Annotated in this window: 15 protein-coding genes; 4 read left to right on the forward strand and 11 right to left on the reverse strand. The window is 66.7% G+C overall.

From position 1 onward, the window contains the following. Positions 1 to 3 precede the first annotated feature (3 nt). The 11 genes from E5P3_RS28625 to ssb form a co-directional block, all read right to left on the reverse strand. The gene (locus E5P3_RS28625; protein ID WP_162589045.1) at positions 4 to 1,974 is read right to left on the reverse strand and encodes a polysaccharide biosynthesis protein; all 1,971 of its coding nucleotides are present in this window, start codon (positions 1,972 to 1,974) and stop codon (positions 4 to 6) included. Then, positions 1,967 to 2,332: a VanZ family protein gene (locus E5P3_RS28630; RefSeq protein WP_162589046.1), complete on the reverse strand. Its 366-nt coding sequence runs from the start codon at positions 2,330 to 2,332 to the stop codon at positions 1,967 to 1,969. Before E5P3_RS28630 ends, E5P3_RS28625 begins: the two co-directional genes overlap by 8 nt. A 2-nt stretch (positions 2,333 to 2,334) precedes the next feature. After that, on the reverse strand, positions 2,335 to 3,510 hold the full coding sequence (locus tag E5P3_RS28635) for a DegT/DnrJ/EryC1/StrS family aminotransferase (protein ID WP_162589047.1): 1,176 nt from the start codon (positions 3,508 to 3,510) through the stop codon (positions 2,335 to 2,337). 2 nt (positions 3,511 to 3,512) lie between these two features. Continuing rightward, positions 3,513 to 4,166: an acetyltransferase gene (locus tag E5P3_RS28640; RefSeq protein ID WP_197894032.1), complete on the reverse strand. Its 654-nt coding sequence runs from the start codon at positions 4,164 to 4,166 to the stop codon at positions 3,513 to 3,515. A gap of 2 nt (positions 4,167 to 4,168) precedes the next feature. Beyond that, on the reverse strand, positions 4,169 to 4,774 hold the full coding sequence (locus tag E5P3_RS28645) for a sugar transferase (RefSeq protein WP_162589049.1): 606 nt from the start codon (positions 4,772 to 4,774) through the stop codon (positions 4,169 to 4,171). Then, the gene (locus E5P3_RS28650) at positions 4,771 to 6,027 is read right to left on the reverse strand and encodes a glycosyltransferase family 4 protein (RefSeq protein WP_162589050.1); all 1,257 of its coding nucleotides are present in this window, start codon (positions 6,025 to 6,027) and stop codon (positions 4,771 to 4,773) included. The genes E5P3_RS28645 and E5P3_RS28650 overlap by 4 nt, the downstream gene beginning before the upstream one ends. Further along, the gene (locus E5P3_RS28655) at positions 6,024 to 7,127 is read right to left on the reverse strand and encodes a glycosyltransferase (RefSeq protein WP_162589051.1); all 1,104 of its coding nucleotides are present in this window, start codon (positions 7,125 to 7,127) and stop codon (positions 6,024 to 6,026) included. Before E5P3_RS28655 ends, E5P3_RS28650 begins: the two co-directional genes overlap by 4 nt. Next, complete coding sequence (locus E5P3_RS28660) at positions 7,124 to 7,606, reverse strand: Wzz/FepE/Etk N-terminal domain-containing protein (protein WP_162589052.1); 483 nt, start codon at positions 7,604 to 7,606, stop codon at positions 7,124 to 7,126. Before E5P3_RS28660 ends, E5P3_RS28655 begins: the two co-directional genes overlap by 4 nt. Continuing rightward, positions 7,603 to 8,082: a low molecular weight protein-tyrosine-phosphatase gene (locus E5P3_RS28665; RefSeq protein WP_162589053.1), complete on the reverse strand. Its 480-nt coding sequence runs from the start codon at positions 8,080 to 8,082 to the stop codon at positions 7,603 to 7,605. The genes E5P3_RS28660 and E5P3_RS28665 overlap by 4 nt, the downstream gene beginning before the upstream one ends. Further along, the gene (locus E5P3_RS28670; protein WP_232073358.1) at positions 8,079 to 9,194 is read right to left on the reverse strand and encodes a polysaccharide biosynthesis/export family protein; all 1,116 of its coding nucleotides are present in this window, start codon (positions 9,192 to 9,194) and stop codon (positions 8,079 to 8,081) included. The genes E5P3_RS28665 and E5P3_RS28670 overlap by 4 nt, the downstream gene beginning before the upstream one ends. Before the next feature lie 257 nt (positions 9,195 to 9,451). Next, complete coding sequence (ssb, locus tag E5P3_RS28675; RefSeq protein ID WP_162589055.1) at positions 9,452 to 9,985, reverse strand: single-stranded DNA-binding protein; 534 nt, start codon at positions 9,983 to 9,985, stop codon at positions 9,452 to 9,454. 121 nt (positions 9,986 to 10,106) lie between these two features. Between ssb and E5P3_RS28680 the strand changes: the two genes are divergently transcribed. The 4 genes from E5P3_RS28680 to E5P3_RS28695 all read left to right on the forward strand — a co-directional run bounded on the left by E5P3_RS28680 (position 10,107) and on the right by E5P3_RS28695 (position 15,939). Next, a complete protein-coding gene (locus E5P3_RS28680) occupies positions 10,107 to 11,483 on the forward strand; it encodes a chloride channel protein (RefSeq protein ID WP_162589056.1) in 1,377 nt (458 codons plus the stop codon). A 62-nt stretch (positions 11,484 to 11,545) separates the two neighbouring features. Next, positions 11,546 to 14,593: an excinuclease ABC subunit UvrA gene (uvrA, locus tag E5P3_RS28685; RefSeq protein ID WP_162589922.1), complete on the forward strand. Its 3,048-nt coding sequence runs from the start codon at positions 11,546 to 11,548 to the stop codon at positions 14,591 to 14,593. Positions 14,594 to 14,748: 155 nt separating this feature from the next. Further along, the gene (atpE, locus tag E5P3_RS28690; protein WP_068684783.1) at positions 14,749 to 14,991 is read left to right on the forward strand and encodes a F0F1 ATP synthase subunit C; all 243 of its coding nucleotides are present in this window, start codon (positions 14,749 to 14,751) and stop codon (positions 14,989 to 14,991) included. 57 nt (positions 14,992 to 15,048) lie between these two features. Then, complete coding sequence (locus tag E5P3_RS28695; protein ID WP_162589057.1) at positions 15,049 to 15,939, forward strand: DMT family transporter; 891 nt, start codon at positions 15,049 to 15,051, stop codon at positions 15,937 to 15,939.

Consider the following 15,939-nt stretch of genomic DNA (forward strand, 5'->3'; position numbering starts at 1 on the left):
GGCTCAAAGGCCAGCGACGGCAAGCTCCGCGCGCTGCTCGAGGTGGACCCAGTCCACCACCTCCCCCCGCGGCCGATACCCGAGCACCATCTGCTGCAGCTGCTGCCGGATCGAAGGCGCATCGTTGATCTCGAGCGCAGCCTTCAGGCGCTCCAGTTGCGGCGACAGCGCGCCCCACGACAGGAAGTCGTCTCGCGCCTTGAGGATGCGGGAATGGGGCGTGGGCAGCGGGTTGTCGCCGATCAACAGCTCTTCGTACAGCTTTTCGCCGGGGCGCAGGCCCACGACCCGGATTTCGATGTCGCCTGCCGGGTTGTCCGCATCCCGCACCGTCATGCCCGAGAGCTCGACCATGCGGCGGGCAAGATCCGCGATCCTGATCGGCTCGCCCATGTCCAGCACGAACACCTCGCCGCCGTTGGCCATGGCACCGGCCTGGATGACCAGCTGGGCCGCCTCGGGAATGGTCATGAAGTAGCGGGTGATGTCGAGGTGCGTCAGCGTGATGGGGCCGCCATTGCGGATCTGCTGTCGGAACAGGGGCACCACGGAGCCTGAGGAGTCCAGCACATTGCCGAAGCGAACCATCGAGAAGCGCGTGCCGTTGGGCCGGCGTGACGCCTGCTCGGCCAGGGCCTGCAGGCCCATCTCGGCCAGGCGCTTGCTGCAACCCATGATGTTGGTGGGGCGCACGGCCTTGTCGGTGCTGATGAGCACGAAATCGCGCACGCCGTGCGCGGCCGCTGCCCCTGCCGTGATCAGCGTGCCGAAGACGTTGTTGCGGACGCCCTCGGCCGGGTTGTGCTCCACCAGCGGTACGTGCTTGTAGGCCGCGGCATGGTAGACGGTGTGCGGATGCCAGGCCGCCATGATCTCGCGCATGCGGCGCGCATCCGCGACCGAGGCGAGCAGGGGCACGATCCGCGGCGCGTCCCCACCCCTGCCTTCCAGTCCTTGCAGCAGCTCGCCGTGGATGGTGTAGAGCGCAAACTCCGAGCGCTCCACCAGAAGCAGCGTGGCGGCATCGCCCTTGACGATCTGGCGGCACAGCTCGCTGCCGATGGAGCCTCCCGCCCCCGTCACCAGCACCACCTTGCCGCGAATGTTCTTGCCGAGCAGGAGAGGATGGGGCGCGACGGCGTTGCGCCCCAACAGGTCTTCGACGTCCAGCTCGCGCAGGTCGCTGACCTGGACCTTGCCCTGGGCGAGCTCCATCAGGCCCGGCAGCGTCCGCACCGATACCCTGGCCTGCCGCACCTGCTCCAGGATCTCGTGGCGCCGCTGGCGCGAAACCGAAGGGATTGCCAGGAAGATGTCGCTGACGCGCAGCGCGGCCACCTGCGCCTTCAACGTTGCGGGGTCATGGACCGGCAGGCCATGGATCAGGCCGCCTTGCAGGCGCTCGTCGTCGTCGAGAAACCCCAGCAGGCGCAGCTCGCTGCCGGCCGACAGGGCTTGGGCGAGTCGGCGGCCGGCGTCGCCTGCGCCGTAGATCAGCACCCGGGGGAGTTCCCTGCGAGTCAGCAGCCCTTGATAGACCCCGCCCAGCCAGCCACGAGCAAGAAGGCGCGAGGCACTCACTGCCAGCAGCAGCAGCAACGGCTGGATCAGTCCGATGGTGCGCGGCACGCCCGGCACGCCGATCGCCGCGAACACCAGGCCGTAGGCCGCGGCGTAGATCGCCACTGCCTTCGTGACGGCCGCCAAGGCTGGCCACCCGCTGTAACGGAAGATGGCGCGATACATGCCGAACTTCACGAACAGCGGCAGCGCCAGCGACAGCGAGACCCCCACGGCCCACAGGTCGCGGCTGGACAGGACCACCCAGGCATCGAAGCGCAGCGACAGTGCGAGCCAGACCGTGAAGACGCAGAGGCAGGCGTCCATCCCCAGTACCAGCGCACGCTTGGCGGTGCGAGGCAGCGCCAGCAAGGGGGCCGCGGCCCGTGTCAGGAATCTCGGGCGCTCATTCATCGCTCGACCTCGATGCAACTCGCCTGGCGAGGAGCCAGGCCGCCAACTGGCCGAGAGCCCAGCCGGCGAAGAGTCCGAGCGCGTCTGCCACCAGATCCGCCCACTCGGCGAAGCGGGCGGGCGTGAGCGATTGCAGGAGCTCGATCAAGCCGCCGTAAGCCAACAGGCCGCACACGAGGAACGCCGTGCGACCGGGATAGGCCCACCGGCCAAGCAGCATCAGCACGGCGAAGCCGAGCATGTGGTTGCTCTTGTCCCAGCCGGTAGTGGGCATCTGGGGCACCGGGGGCATGAGCGACATCACAAGGATTGCCAACACGCACACCCAGAAGGCCGAACGCAGCATGGTCATACGCATGGTCAGGCATTCGCCTCGCGCAACACGTGGTCGATCGCCGCGCAAGTCCTGGCGATCTCTGCCGATGTCAGCGTCGGATGCACCAGGAACATCAGGCTGGTCTCTCCGAGTCGGCGCGCGACCGGCAGCCGCTCGTCCGGTCGCCAACCGGTGCCGTCGAACGCCTTCTCGAGATAGACCTCGGAGCACGAACCCTGATAGCAGGGGACGCCCCTTGCCTGGATGGCCTCGATGATGCGGTCGCGGCTCCAGCCCCGTGAAAGGCGGTCGGGCTGCACGTACGCGTAGCACTTGTAGTGGGCATGGATGCAAGGCGCAGGCACTCGCGGCACGTGGACTGCCGCATAGGGTGCACACGCGGCCCAGATCGCCTCGGCATGGCGGGTGCGCCTCGTGGTCCAGTCGGCCATGCAGCGCAGCTGCATGCGGCCGATGACTGCCTGCATCTCCAGCATGCGCCAATTGGTGCCGAAGCTTTCATGCAGCCAGCGAAAGCCCGGTGGGTGCTGGCGCTCGTACACCGCTTCGTGGCTCTTGCCATGGTCCTTGTATTGCCAGACGGCGCGCCACAAGTCCGTGTCGTGCGTCGTGACCATGCCGCCTTCGCCACCCGTGGACATGATCTTGTCCTGGCAGAAGGACCAGGCGCCGGCATGGCCGAGAGTGCCGACGGACCTGCCCTTGTAGCGTGCCCCGTGGGCCTGGGCACAGTCTTCGATGACCTTGATGCCATGCTCGGCAGCCAGCGCCATGATGGGATCCATGTCGCACGGCCAGCCGGCCAGGTGCACGCAGATGACGGCCCGGGTGCGGGGCGTGATGACCCGCGCGATGGTCGACGCCGAGAGGTTTCCGCTGTCGGGCTCCACGTCGGCGAAGACGGGCGTTGCGCCGGCATTGACGACGCAGGACACGCTGGCGATGAATGTGCGTGGCGTGACGATGACCTCGTCGCCCGGGCCTATGCCCATGGCCTTGAGCACCACATCGAGCGCCAGTGTGCCGTTGGCGAGCGCAACGGCATGCGCGGCACCGGTCCAGGCGGCAAACTCTTGTTCGAACGCGCGGCACTCCTCACCGGTCCAGTAGTTGACCTTGTTGGAGATCAGCACCCGCACCACGGCCTCGGCCTCCTGTGTGGTGAAGCTGGGCCAGGGAGAAAAAGACGTGTTCAGCACGATCAGCCCTTGACGAGTGGCCTGGCAGGATTGCCGGCTACCGTGGTGCCCGCGGGCACATGGCGCGTGACAACGGCGCCCATGCCGATGACGGCACCGCGGCCGATGACCAGCGGCTGGCCAGGCTTGCCCTGCTTGAGGACAGCCCCCGTCCCGACGTACGCGTGGTCCTCGACGACAACGTTGCCGTTGCACTTGACGCCCGGCGCAAAGGTGACGAAGTCGCCGATGACGCTGTCATGCTCGACATAGCTGTAGAGGTTGGCGTGGAAGTGCCGGCCGATGCGGACGTTGGAACCCAGAGTGACGAAGGGGCTGAGGATCGCGCCTTCACCCAGGGTGACTTCGTCCATCACCACCACGTTGGCCGCGATGACCGTCCAGGGCTGCACGCCGCCGGCGCGGCAGCGATCGGAAAGTTGCTTCCGGACCTGGCCGTCGCCGACGGCGAGCACGGCGTGGCGAGTGCTGGCCTGGGCTTCAAGGTATTCCTCGTAGCGCAGCACGCGCTGGCCGTTCACCAGCGCCGCCTCGGGCTGGTCGTCCACGAAGACCAGCCGCGTCGCCAGGATTCCCTGGCGCTCCAGCTGCGAACGCGCGAGGGGCGTGACGCTGCGGCCGCAGCCGCTGGCACCGTAGACGGCAAAAAGCGGCATGTTCATTGCTCGTGCTCCATCTGCGGTCCGGTAAAGCGCGGCATCGTCGCCTCGCCAAGCGCGCTGATGCCGTCGCGCGCGAGGACCTTGCGCACGGTGAGCCACAGGATGCGGAGATCCAGCCACAGCGAGCGATGGTCCACATACCAGACATCGAGCCTGAATTTCTCTTCCCAGCTCAACGCGTTGCGGCCATTGACCTGAGCCCAGCCTGTGATGCCCGGCCGGACATCGTGGCGCCGCGCCTGCTCGGGCGAGTAGAGGGGGATGTACTCCATCAGCAGCGGGCGCGGGCCGACGAGGCTCATGTCGCCTTTCAGAACGTTCCATAGCTCGGGCAATTCATCCAGACTGGTCGTGCGAAGGAAGCGTCCGAAGCTCCCGAGCCGCTCTTCGTCCGACAGCAATTGGCCGTCCTCGCTTCGCGCGTCCGTCATGGTGCGGAACTTGATCATCTTGAAAGGCCGCCCGCGCAGGCCAGGGCGTGTCTGAGGAAAAAACACCGGACTTCCGAGCGCGCACCTCACGCACCACATCAGCAGCACAAGCGGAATGCTGAGAACAAGCAATCCCACGGTAGCCAGACCAACATCCAGGAGGCGCTTCATGTCGTCACCGTTCCAAGGCGCCCACGCGGCATGCAAACCTCGTCCAGCAGCCCTCCCAGCCGAGCCGCCAAGCTGGAAAAATCATGGTTCTGCTCCACGTATGCTCGCCCGGACTGCCCCATGCGCCAGCGCTCCTCCGGGGACATGGCTGCCAGCTTGAGGATGGCGTCGGCCAGTTCGCCCGGTTCGCCGGCACTGACAGCGAGCCCGGCCTTCGCGTCGCGCACCGGGTTGTTGGCTGCGTCCGAAGCAATGATGACCGGACGAGCCGCGGCCAAATAGTCGAATAGCTTGTTCATGCTGATCCCGTAGCGATACAGCCCCGGCAAATCCAGCACCGCGATGACGAACGCGTCTGCCTGCGCGGCCACAGCGGGAATCTCGGCCTTAGGCACCGCTGGCTCGAATCTCACGTTGTCCAGTCGCATTTCCAGCGCCTTTGCCTGCAAGGCGGCCTTCTGCGGACCTTCGCCGATGAGGCGCAACAGAACGCGCGGAGCGCAATTCGCCTCTTGCACCTGCTTCATGGCCTGCAGCACGCCTTCGAGCCCATTGGCCTGGCCGTGCGCCCCCAGATACATCAGCGTGAACGGCGCAGATGGTGGATGGACGCTGCGTTGCAATGAAGAGAACCTTGAAGCATTGACGCCGTTGGGTATCCAAACAATCTTCTCCTCCGCGATCCCCATCGGCGCGATGTACTCGGATGCAAACGGCAACAGCACGACGATCCTGTCGGCGCGTCGATATAGCCACAATTCGAGTTTGCGCAGAAGACGCACCATCGCACTGCCCTCTCTCAATCGGCCCATGTCCACCAGCGTCTGCGGCCAAAGATCGCGGACCTCGAAAACAAAGGGCACTTTGCACCGGCGAGCCCAGATCGCGGCCGCCCAGGCTGCAAGAAGATGGACGCTGGATCCCACCACGACGTCGGGCCGAGGAAGAACGCTCAACGTGCTTGCCGGAAGCACCCGCCACGCATACGCCAACATGTTGCGCATCCTTCCCAAGCCATTGCCTTGGTAGTCGGGCGTGCGAATCCACAGGAACGGGACCCCATCGATCACTTCGAGCCGAGCCTGCTCGCCTTCGACCAATCGTCCGCGGCTGTTATGGGCGTCGAAGCTCGCGGCAATCAAGCTGGCCTGCCAGCCGTGTGCATTCAACAGACAAGCCAGCTCGAAGTGACGAGTTCCGCCGGAGCTTCCAGGCTCCGTCGCGTAATGATTGAAGATCCAAACGTGCTTCATGCTGTCAAGCCTGCTTCGGATTCGCCGCGATGAAGCAGGATCGTCTTGCGATACGCCTCGCACATGAGTGCCACCGATCGAGTCCATGTGTAGTGCGTCAAGACGTGACGTCGTCCTGCTTCTCCCATTTCTCTCATCAGCTCGGGTGAGCGAGCCAATTGGACAATGGCGCTTGCCGCAGCCATCGGATCGTTCCGACGTACGATGAAGCCGGTCGAGCCATCGATGGTCACTTCGGCTGGGCCATCGGCATCCGAAACCACGACCGGCTTTCCAGCGGCCGCAGCCTCCAGGATCGCCACGCCGAAGCTTTCGGAGTCCAATCGACTCAAGGCAGCGAAGATATCCAACCGATCGAGCATCAACGGAATGCGCTCATGTTCGACCGCACCATGGAAAATCACGCTGTCCGCGACGCCCAGCCGCGCGGCCAGCGCCTTCAGTGCTCCTTCCTCCGGGCCGGTGCCCGTGATTTCCAAGCGCACGGTCCGAGGCGCGAGTTGGGCTTGCGCCAGTGCAAAGGCTTCGATCAACGTGTCGACGCCATACTTGTTCTTCAGCGCCTTGACCGTCCCCAACACCAGGCAACGCGCGTCCGCGTGCCGACGCATCGGCGTGAAGCGCTCTTCGTCTATGCCAAAGGGTGTAATGAACACATGGGCATGCGCCCAGGTCTCAGCCGATTGCCGAGCCATACACATGCTGGTCGAAGCCAGGGCATTGGCATGTTTCAAGTTCATGGCCAGAAACCGTCGATGGAAGAAGGACTTCTGCGGAAAGTCGTACACATCGCTGCCCCACATCGAGAGCAGCAGCGGCCGGAAGCGGCTCAGCCGCGCAAGCAGACCGTAGCCGGTCGCGTAGTGAGCATTCAGGATGTCCGGGCCTATTCGTCTCAGAACGCCTCTTAAGGACCCTGCTGCAGCCAGATAGCCCCAAGGCGCACGAACAGGCAAAGGATGAAACATCACCGTATCGTCCAAAGCGCCAGCTAGCCGATGAGCGCTGATCAAATGAACCTCGGCGCCGGTGGCTGCGAGTCCATTCGCCCAACGCAGTGTATGCACGCTATGGGCCCCTGCTAGAAGTGCAACTTTCATGCTCGCCATACCTCCCGCCGTCGTGCAACGAGGGTTTTGCGAATCGACGAATTGAGAAAGCCGGGATCGGATGGTCCGCTTGCGTAACGTGCCAACCATGACCCGAAAACCGGCAGGTATCTCGGCCTCACCTCCACGTCGAGGCCCACGTTCTGCACAGTCTGTCCGAGCACCAGGCGCGAGCGCAGGATCTGCATTTCGGCCGATGCCGGAGAGCGGATGTCGAACAGGCTGGCAGCGTCGCCCAACAGCGTGCCGGCCCCGCCCTTGCTCTCTTCCACCTGCACCATGGTGCTGGCTCGGTAGACGGGCGTGGCGAGCAGCGCATAGGCCACGCCCAGCACGAGACCCAGCACCGTCACAGCTGCGATAAGCCATCGGTTGTCAAGAACGACGTCGAGCAGCTCAAGCAGGCTGACCTCGTCCTTCGCCCGCGATACAAGCGGCGCGTTGGCGGTGATGGGCGCGGGGGTATTCATTCGCAGTGGACGATCGGCTGTCGTGGCAGAAGACGGCTGCATTCCAGCTCGCGGATGCGCCTGGCCCACGCGGCGACGCCGGCGGCGACGTCGATGCAGGCGGCTTCGAAGGTCTTGCGGGGCTTGCGGTACGGATCAGCGATGTCGAAGCCGGCTGCTTCACCCAGCCTGAACACCTTTCCCCATACCTGCGGATATCTCCGCCTGAGCTCGGCGGTGTGGCGCTGCTCCATCACCAGGATGAGGTCGGCGGCCCGGCACATCGCAAAGGTCACGTGCTGCGCGCGGTGGACCGAAAGGTCCAGGCCTCGCGCCGCTGCGAACTCGATCGCCATAGGATCGGCCGGCGCGCCCACCGGTGCGGCCAAGCCGGCCGATCTGATCGTCTTGCCGGGAAGCTCACGCGCCAACAGCGCCGCGGCGACCGGGCTGCGGCAAACGTTGCCCGAACACAGCACGAGGATATGTCGCGTCATTTGACGTTGTTGGCCACGTTGACCACCTGCGCACTCGGAAGGATCAGACTGATGACGCGGTTCCAGCGCACCAGGGGTACGGGATCGACATACACGACGTCGCGCGCCTTGAGTTCGAAGCTCTCCGCCAACGCGTAGGCCACCGGAGCGCTCGCGTCGAGGTGGAAGATCTGCGGCGCCCCGGCTGCCCCGGCTGCACCAGCCCGCACGACATAGATCTGCTGCGGGTTCCCTGTCGTGGTGCTGACGCCACCCGCCTCGCCCAGCGCCTGGTTGAGCGTGAGCCGCCCGTTGCGCAGAGGCTGCGCGACCGCACGCGTGACCTCGCCCATCACATAGACCTTCGCATCCTCGCGGCTGAGGACCCGCACCAGATCGCCGGCGGCGAGGAGGATGTCGGTCGGGTTGACGCCCAGAGCCGTCAGCCGCGGCAGGTCGACCATCGTGGTGGCGCCGCTGCGCGACACGCTGACGGAGGAACGATCGGCCTCGGCCGTGAACCCTCCGGCCCGATGGATCGCCTCCGGCAAGGTCATCGGGATGTCGTTGACCGCCTGCAGGCCCGGCGCGCGCACTTCACCATCCACGTACACCCGGCCGGCCCGGTAGGACTGAATGCGGACCGTGACCTTCGGCTCGCTGAAGTATTTGGCGAGTCGTGTGACCAAGCGATCGCGCACTTCTGTTTCGGTGAGTCCAGCGACTTTGAAACTGCCCAGGTAGGGAAACTGGATCGTCCCGTCCGCGCCCACGTTGTAGCCGTTGCTGACGGGAGAGCCGGCGATGGCGTCCGTGGTGAGAGAACCTGCCGGCGCGAGCACCAGGTCGGGGTGGTCCCACACGACGATGTTCAAGATGTCGCCACTGCCGATACGGTACGGCTGCGCGACACCGAACAGGCGCTTGACATCCGAGCCCACCACCGTGGCTTGAGCCGCGCGTTGGCTGCGGATCAGTTCGGGTGTGATGCTCTGCAATGCCCCGGGCGGCGGCAGGTCTGCAGCGTCGGCGGACGCGCTAGCGGAGCTTGCGGCCGGACCCGCGACAGTCCCACCGAAGTTCACACCCGGTGCGAGCGCGCAGCCACTCAGCACTGCGGCCGTGCAAATCAATGCGCATCGGAGAAACGGAGTCATCGCTGAAGTCGTTAGAGGTTGTCGCCAAGCGATGCGTATGGTGCTGAAGAGTCACCGCAGGAAACAATTGCCGCGACAATTCATCAGGATCTGCGCAACCTGATGGCACCTTTTCCGCCACTGCTACCCGACGCCGCCTCCCCTGGGCTTCGGATTGTCCGAACGGGGCACAACAAAAAAAGGCGCAGGGCCGTCAAGCCCTGCGCCTTAGAAGGCGATGTGGAAGGATCTCGTCAGAAAGGAATGTCGTCGTCCATGTCGTCGAAGCCGGACGAGGACTTGGCCGGCGCCTGGCGCGGTGCCGGCGATGCGGCCGGTGCGCGCGGTGCCGCGGCGGGCGGGCGCGAGTAGCCACTGCCACCGCCACCGCCACCCTGCGAATAACCACCGCCATAGCCGCCATCGTCCTCCCCCGAGGGCGCGCCCTGCCCCTGGCGGCTGCCCAGCATTTGCATCTGATCGACGCGGATGTCGGTGGCGTACTTCTCGACGCCGTCCTTGTCGGTGTACTTGCGCGTGCGGATCTGGCCCTCGACGTAGATCTGCGAGCCCTTGCGCAGGTACTGCGCGGCGATTTCGGCCAGCCGGCCGTTGAACACCAGGCGGTGCCACTCGGTGGCTTCGCGCATCTCGCCGCTCTGCTTGTCCTTCCACTTGTCGGTGGTGGCCAGGGTCACGTTGCAGATCTGGTCACCGCTCGGGAAGGTGCGGGTTTCGGGGTCGCGCCCGAGATTGCCGACGAGGATGACTTTGTTGACCGATGCCATATGTGTTGCCCCTGGGGATAAGTGGACGGAAGACGGGAAACGCGACATTGTGCCGCATGAAGGCCGGCATCCGCCTTGCTGGCGGACGCTGCCACCGCTGCTGCGAGAATGAACCGCTTCGATGAACCGCGAACCCGACTTTCTCGAGAATCTGCGTGCCGAGCTGTCCAGCGGCCGCCTCTGGCTCGATCGCGCCATCGTGCTGGCCTATGCGGTGGCCGCAGGCCTGTTCGTGGTGGGCTTCACCCTCGGGAGCGACGCCGCCTTCGCCCTTTTCCGTCGGCTGCATCAGGCGCAGCCCTGGGCACTGCTGTTGTGGACGCCGGCCCTCACCGTCGCCATCGTCTGGGCCACGCGCCGGTGGTTTCCGGGGGCGGCCGGCTCGGGCATTCCACAGGTCAAGGCCGCGCTGCACCCAGCCCTTCCGCCCGAACGCCGTGGCCGGCTGGTCTCGCTGCGCCTCACCCTTGCCAAGATCGGGCTGGCGGTCGCCGGCCTGGCGGCGGGCCTGTCGATCGGCCGCGAAGGGCCTTCCGTGCAGGTAGCGGCCGGGGTGATGCAGCATGCGCGCCGCTGGCTCTCGCCCGCCTCGACCATCGATGCGCGCGCACTGCTGGTGGCCGGCGGCGCGGCCGGGATCGCGGCCGCCTTCAATGCACCGCTGGCGGGCGTGGTGTTCGCGATCGAGGAACTGTACGGCCGGCTGGAGACGCGCGCCAGCGGCCTGATCATCACCGCCATCGTGCTGGCAGGCCTGGTGGCTGTGTCCGTGTTCGGCAATCTCAGCTACTTCGGAATCATCCGGGTGCCTGACCTGGGCTGGTCGGCGCTGGGGCCAGGCCTGGCGGTCACGCTGGCGAGCGGCGTGGCGGGCGGCCTGTTCGCGCGCCTGCTCGCCGCCTCGCTGACCGGTGCGCCAGGACGGCTGAACCAGGCCCGCGCACGCTGGCCGCTGCGCTTTGCCGCGGTGGGCGGCCTGCTGATCGCGGTGATCGGCCTGGTGACGGGCGGCGCCACCTTCGGGGCCGGCTCCGAGACCGTGAAGGGCATGCTGGCCGGCCATGAGGAGCTCTCGCCGCTGCACACCCTGCTCAAATTCGTCGCTACCTGGCTCACTGCCTGGTGCGGCGTGCCGGGCGGCATCTTCGCACCTGCCCTGACCATCGGAGCAGGTATCGGCAACAGCATCTCGCAACTCACCGGCAGCGGCCTCGGCCCGGCGCTGATCGCGGTGGGCATGGCCGGCTTCCTGGCGGCGGTGACGCAGACCCCGCTCACCGCCTTCATCATCGTGATGGAGATGGTCGACGGCCACTCGATGGTGCTGAGCCTGATGGCCTCGGCCATGCTGGCCAGCCTGGTGTCGCGCATGATCAGCCGGCCGCTGTACGAGTCGCTGGCCGAGCACATGGTGGCAGGCGCGATCGGATCGCCCTCGCCGGTGGTGGCGCCTTCCGAATCCCAGCAGCAATCCGCCAAAACCGGCCACGTGCCCTGAAAACCCGAGGGATTTATCATGCTCGGTTGTCCAAAATCGACCGTCCTGTGAATTCCACCCTCATGGATAGCGCCAGCGGCGCCTATCTTGGCGATAGCGCCAGCGGCGCCTACCTCGGCGCCGCGCTTGCGCAGCAGCGCATCAGCATCCGCGGCGCGCGCACGCACAACCTCAAGAACGTCGACCTCGATATTCCGCGCAACAAGCTGGTGGTGATCACCGGCCTGTCGGGCTCGGGCAAGTCCAGCCTGGCCTTCGACACGCTCTATGCCGAGGGCCAGCGCCGCTATGTCGAAAGCCTGTCGGCCTATGCGCGCCAGTTCCTGCAGCTGATGGACAAGCCCGACGTCGACATGATCGAGGGCCTGTCGCCCGCGATCAGCATCGAGCAGAAGGCGACCAGCCACAACCCGCGCTCCACCGTAGGCACGGTGACCGAGATCCATGACTACCTGCGCCTGCTGTATGCCCGCGCCGGCACGCCCTACTGCCCCGACCATGACCTGCCGCTGCAGGCCCAGACCGTCTCGCAGATGGTCGACTCGGTCATGGCTGTTCCCGACCAGCCGCGCCTGATGATCCTGGCCCCGGTGGCCCGCGAGAAGAAAGGCGAGTTCCTCGAGCTCTTCGCCGAGATGCAGGCCCAGGGCTACGTGCGCTTCCGCGTCGACGGCCAGACCTACGAATACAACGACCTGCCCAAGCTCAAGAAGACCGAGAAGCACGACATCGACGTGGTGATCGACCGCCTGCGCGCGCGCCCCGACATGCAGCAGCGCCTGGCCGAGAGCTTCGAGAACGCGCTGCGCCTGGCCGAGGGCCGCGCCATCGCGCTGGAGATGCACGAGGACGGCAGCACGAAGGAACACCTCTTCAACGCCAAGTTCGCCTGCCCGATCTGCCACTACTCGCTGGCCGAGCTGGAGCCGCGCCTGTTCTCCTTCAACTCACCGGTGGGCGCCTGCCCGAGCTGCGACGGCCTGGGCCACCGCGAATTCTTCGATCCGCAGCGCGTGGTCGCCTTCCCCTCGCTGAGCCTGGCCAGCGGCGCCATCAAGGGCTGGGACCGGCGCAACGGCTACTACTTCAGCATGCTGGAGAGCGTGGCCAAGCATTACAAGGTCAGCGTCGACACGCCCTTCGAGGAGCTGCCCGCCTCGGTGCAGCAGGCGGTGCTGCACGGCTCGGCCGAGGAGGAGATCAAGTTCTCCTACACCATGGAAAGCGGCCAGCAGGCCGGCAGGAAGCTGGTGCGCAAGCACCCCTTCGAGGGCGTGATCCCGAACATGGCGCGGCGCTACCGCGAGACCGATTCGGCGATGGTGCGCGAGGACCTCTCGCGCTTTCGCAACCTGCAGCCCTGCCCCGACTGCGCCGGCACGCGGCTGCGGCGCGAGGCGCGCCATGTGTACCTGGTCGACGACTCGGACGGCGGCGCGCAGCGCATGGCGATCTACGAGATCAGCCACGCCACGCTGCGCGAGAGCCTGGCCTATTTCCAGCAGCTGCGCCTGCACGGCGCCAAGGCCGAGATCGCCGACAAGGTGGTGCGCGAGATCGGCTTGCGGCTCAAGTTCCTCAACGACGTGGGCCTCAACTACCTGAGCCTCGACCGCAGCGCCGAGACGCTCTCCGGCGGCGAGGCGCAACGCATCCGCCTGGCCTCGCAGATCGGCTCCGGCCTCACCGGCGTGATGTACGTGCTCGACGAGCCCAGCATCGGCCTGCACCAGCGCGACAACGACCGGCTGATCGGCACGCTCAAGCATCTGCGCGACATCGGCAACAGCGTGATCGTGGTCGAGCACGACGAAGACATGATCCATGCCGCCGACCACGTGATCGACATGGGCCCCGGCGCCGGCGTGCACGGCGGCCGCGTGATGGCGCAGGGCAGCTACGCGCAGGTCGCCGGCCATCCCGATTCGCTCACGGGCCAGTACCTCTCGGGCGCCAGGAAGATCGCCGTGCCGAAGCGCCGCACCCCCTGGCTGCCGGTGGTTGCCAAGGCGGCGGCCGCCGAGCCGAAGAAGGCCTCGCGCTTCCCCATGAGCCCGGCCGCCGAGCGGCGCGCGGCGCGCGAGGCCGCGCACCTGGCCACCCAGACCGCCCTGCAGGAGATCCGCGTGGTCGGCGCCACCGGTAACAACCTCAAGAACGTCAGCGTGGCCTTCCCCGTCGGCCTCTTCACCTGCGTGACCGGCGTCTCGGGCTCGGGCAAGTCCACGCTGGTCAACGACACCCTCTACGCCGCGGTCGCCCGCACGCTCTACCGCGCGCACGAGGAGCCGGCCGCGCACGAGACGGTGGAGGGCATCGAGTACTTCGACAAGGTCATCAACGTCGACCAGTCGCCCATCGGCCGCACGCCGCGCAGCAACCCCGCCACCTACACCGGCCTGTTCACGCCGATCCGCGAGCTGATGTCCGAGACCAACACCGCGCGCGAACGCGGCTACGGCCCCGGCCGCTTCAGCTTCAACGTCGCGGGCGGGCGCTGCGAGGCGTGCCAGGGCGACGGCGTCGTGAAGGTCGAGATGCACTTCCTGCCCGACGTCTACGTGCCCTGCGAGGTCTGCCACGGCCAGCGCTACAACCGCGAGACGCTGGAGGTCCAGTACAAGGGCCGCAACATCGCGCAGATCCTGGACATGACGGTGGAGGCCGCCTACGAGTTCCTGAAGGCCGTGCCGACCATCGAGCGCAAGCTGCGCACGCTGCTGGACGTCGGGCTGAGCTACATCAAGCTGGGCCAGGCGGCGACCACGCTTTCGGGCGGCGAGGCGCAGCGCGTCAAGCTGGCGCTGGAGCTCAGCAAGCGCGACACCGGCCGCACCCTCTACATCCTCGACGAGCCCACCACCGGCCTGCACTTCGCCGACATCGAGCTCCTGCTCAAGGTCCTGCACCAGCTGCGCGACGCGGGCAACACCATCGTGGTGATCGAGCACAACCTCGACGTGATCAAGACGGCCGACTGGCTGATCGACATGGGCCCCGAAGGCGGCGCCGGCGGCGGCTCGGTGGTGGGCGAGGGCACGCCGGAAGAACTCGCAGCGAATGAGGCCAGCCACACAGGCCGCTACCTGAAGCGCCTGCTGCCCGGCTGAATCAGGCGTCTCGCGTCGCACCGCGCCTTGGCCAGCCGCCATGACCTGCGAGGTCATCGACGCCACGCACCGGCTCCACGACATTGGAGGCAAGCCGGAACCGGGGTGGTTCCGGCAGCCACCAGGCCGAACTTCCAAGGCCACGAAAGAGCAACATGACCCAAGGCTTCGACATCCTCCCTCTCGCCGTCGCGCTTCTCATCGGCATTGCCGCCGTGGGCTCCTGCATCGGCATCGGCATCGTCGGCTCGAGGCTGCTGGAAGGCACGGCACGGCAGCCCGAGCTCAAGGACCAGTTGCAGACGCTCTTCTTCCTGATCGCGGGCGTGACCGACGGCGCCTTCATCATCGCCACCGGCATCGGCCTGTGGTTCGCGACGGCGAATCCGTTTCGCTGACCGCACGGCGGGGGCAGCGCCTGCACGCCGCAGGCGCGCAGTCCACAATGCCCGCCCATGCACGCCTTCACTCTGCGCCACCTGGCCCTGCTCGTTCCCCTGACGCTGATCTGGGGCATCAACTGGCCGGTGATGAAGCTGGGCGTGGCCGACTTTCCGCCGCTGACCTTCCGCGCGCTGACTCTCCTGCTCGGCCTGCCGGTGCTGGCCCTGGCGCTGAAGGTCATGAAAGTGCCCTTTCGCGTGCCGCGGCGCAACTGGCCCGAGCTGCTGTCGCTGGCGGCCGCCAACATGTTCGTCTGGCACGCCTGCATGATCCTCGCGGTGAAGGCGCTGTCGAGCGGACGCGCGGCCATCCTGGGCTACACGATGCCGGTGTTCTCGGCCGTGATCGGGGCGATGCTGTTCTCGACCATGCTGACGCGCCGCGGCTGGCTGGGCGTGAGCGCCTGCGCGCTGGGCGTGGGGCTGCTGTTGTGGCACGAGCTCACCCACCTCGCCGGGCGCCCCGGCTACGTGGCGCTCGCACTGGTGGCGGCGGCCACCTGGGCGCTGGGCACGCAGCTGCTGCGGCACACGCGCCTCGAGCTGCCCACGCTCACGCTCTCGTTCTGGATGACGGCGCTGACCACGGTGGTGATCAGTTCCCTGTCGTGGTTGTTCGAGCGGTCCCAGTGGCGCGCGCCCAGCACGGCCTCATGGAGCGCGATCCTCTACAACGCGGTGCTCATCTTCGGCTTTGCGCAAGCGGTGTGGTTCTACCTGGCGCGCAGCCTGCCGCCGGTCGCCTCGACCCTCAGCGTGATGCTGATCCCGGTGCTGGGCGTGTTCAGCGGCGCGCTGTGGCTGGGCGAGACCGTCTTCTGGCAGGACTGGGCCGCGGTGGTGCTGATGATGGTGGCCATCGGCTCGGTGCTGTGGCCGGCCGGGGCGCCCCGGGCGGACTGA

Source organism: Variovorax sp. RA8, from assembly GCF_901827175.1.
Taxonomy (GTDB): domain Bacteria; phylum Pseudomonadota; class Gammaproteobacteria; order Burkholderiales; family Burkholderiaceae_C; genus Variovorax.

What these genes read in the sequence shown, in the direction of transcription:
- E5P3_RS28660 (WP_162589052.1), bottom strand. Translation starts at nt 7,606, where the DNA reads ATGAATACCCCCGCGCCCATCACCGCCAACGCGCCGCTTGTATCGCGG.
- E5P3_RS28680 (WP_162589056.1), top strand. Translation starts at nt 10,107, where the DNA reads ATGAACCGCGAACCCGACTTTCTCGAGAATCTGCGTGCCGAGCTGTCC.
- atpE (WP_068684783.1), top strand. Translation starts at nt 14,749, where the DNA reads ATGACCCAAGGCTTCGACATCCTCCCTCTCGCCGTCGCGCTTCTCATC.
- E5P3_RS28655 (WP_162589051.1), bottom strand. Translation starts at nt 7,127, where the DNA reads ATGAAAGTTGCACTTCTAGCAGGGGCCCATAGCGTGCATACACTGCGT.
- E5P3_RS28650 (WP_162589050.1), bottom strand. Translation starts at nt 6,027, where the DNA reads ATGAAGCACGTTTGGATCTTCAATCATTACGCGACGGAGCCTGGAAGC.
- E5P3_RS28630 (WP_162589046.1), bottom strand. Translation starts at nt 2,332, where the DNA reads ATGCGTATGACCATGCTGCGTTCGGCCTTCTGGGTGTGCGTGTTGGCA.
- E5P3_RS28665 (WP_162589053.1), bottom strand. Translation starts at nt 8,082, where the DNA reads ATGACGCGACATATCCTCGTGCTGTGTTCGGGCAACGTTTGCCGCAGC.
- E5P3_RS28695 (WP_162589057.1), top strand. Translation starts at nt 15,049, where the DNA reads ATGCACGCCTTCACTCTGCGCCACCTGGCCCTGCTCGTTCCCCTGACG.
- E5P3_RS28640 (WP_197894032.1), bottom strand. Translation starts at nt 4,166, where the DNA reads ATGCCGCTTTTTGCCGTCTACGGTGCCAGCGGCTGCGGCCGCAGCGTC.
- uvrA (WP_162589922.1), top strand. Translation starts at nt 11,546, where the DNA reads ATGGATAGCGCCAGCGGCGCCTATCTTGGCGATAGCGCCAGCGGCGCC.
- ssb (WP_162589055.1), bottom strand. Translation starts at nt 9,985, where the DNA reads ATGGCATCGGTCAACAAAGTCATCCTCGTCGGCAATCTCGGGCGCGAC.
- E5P3_RS28625 (WP_162589045.1), bottom strand. Translation starts at nt 1,974, where the DNA reads ATGAATGAGCGCCCGAGATTCCTGACACGGGCCGCGGCCCCCTTGCTG.
- E5P3_RS28645 (WP_162589049.1), bottom strand. Translation starts at nt 4,774, where the DNA reads ATGAAGCGCCTCCTGGATGTTGGTCTGGCTACCGTGGGATTGCTTGTT.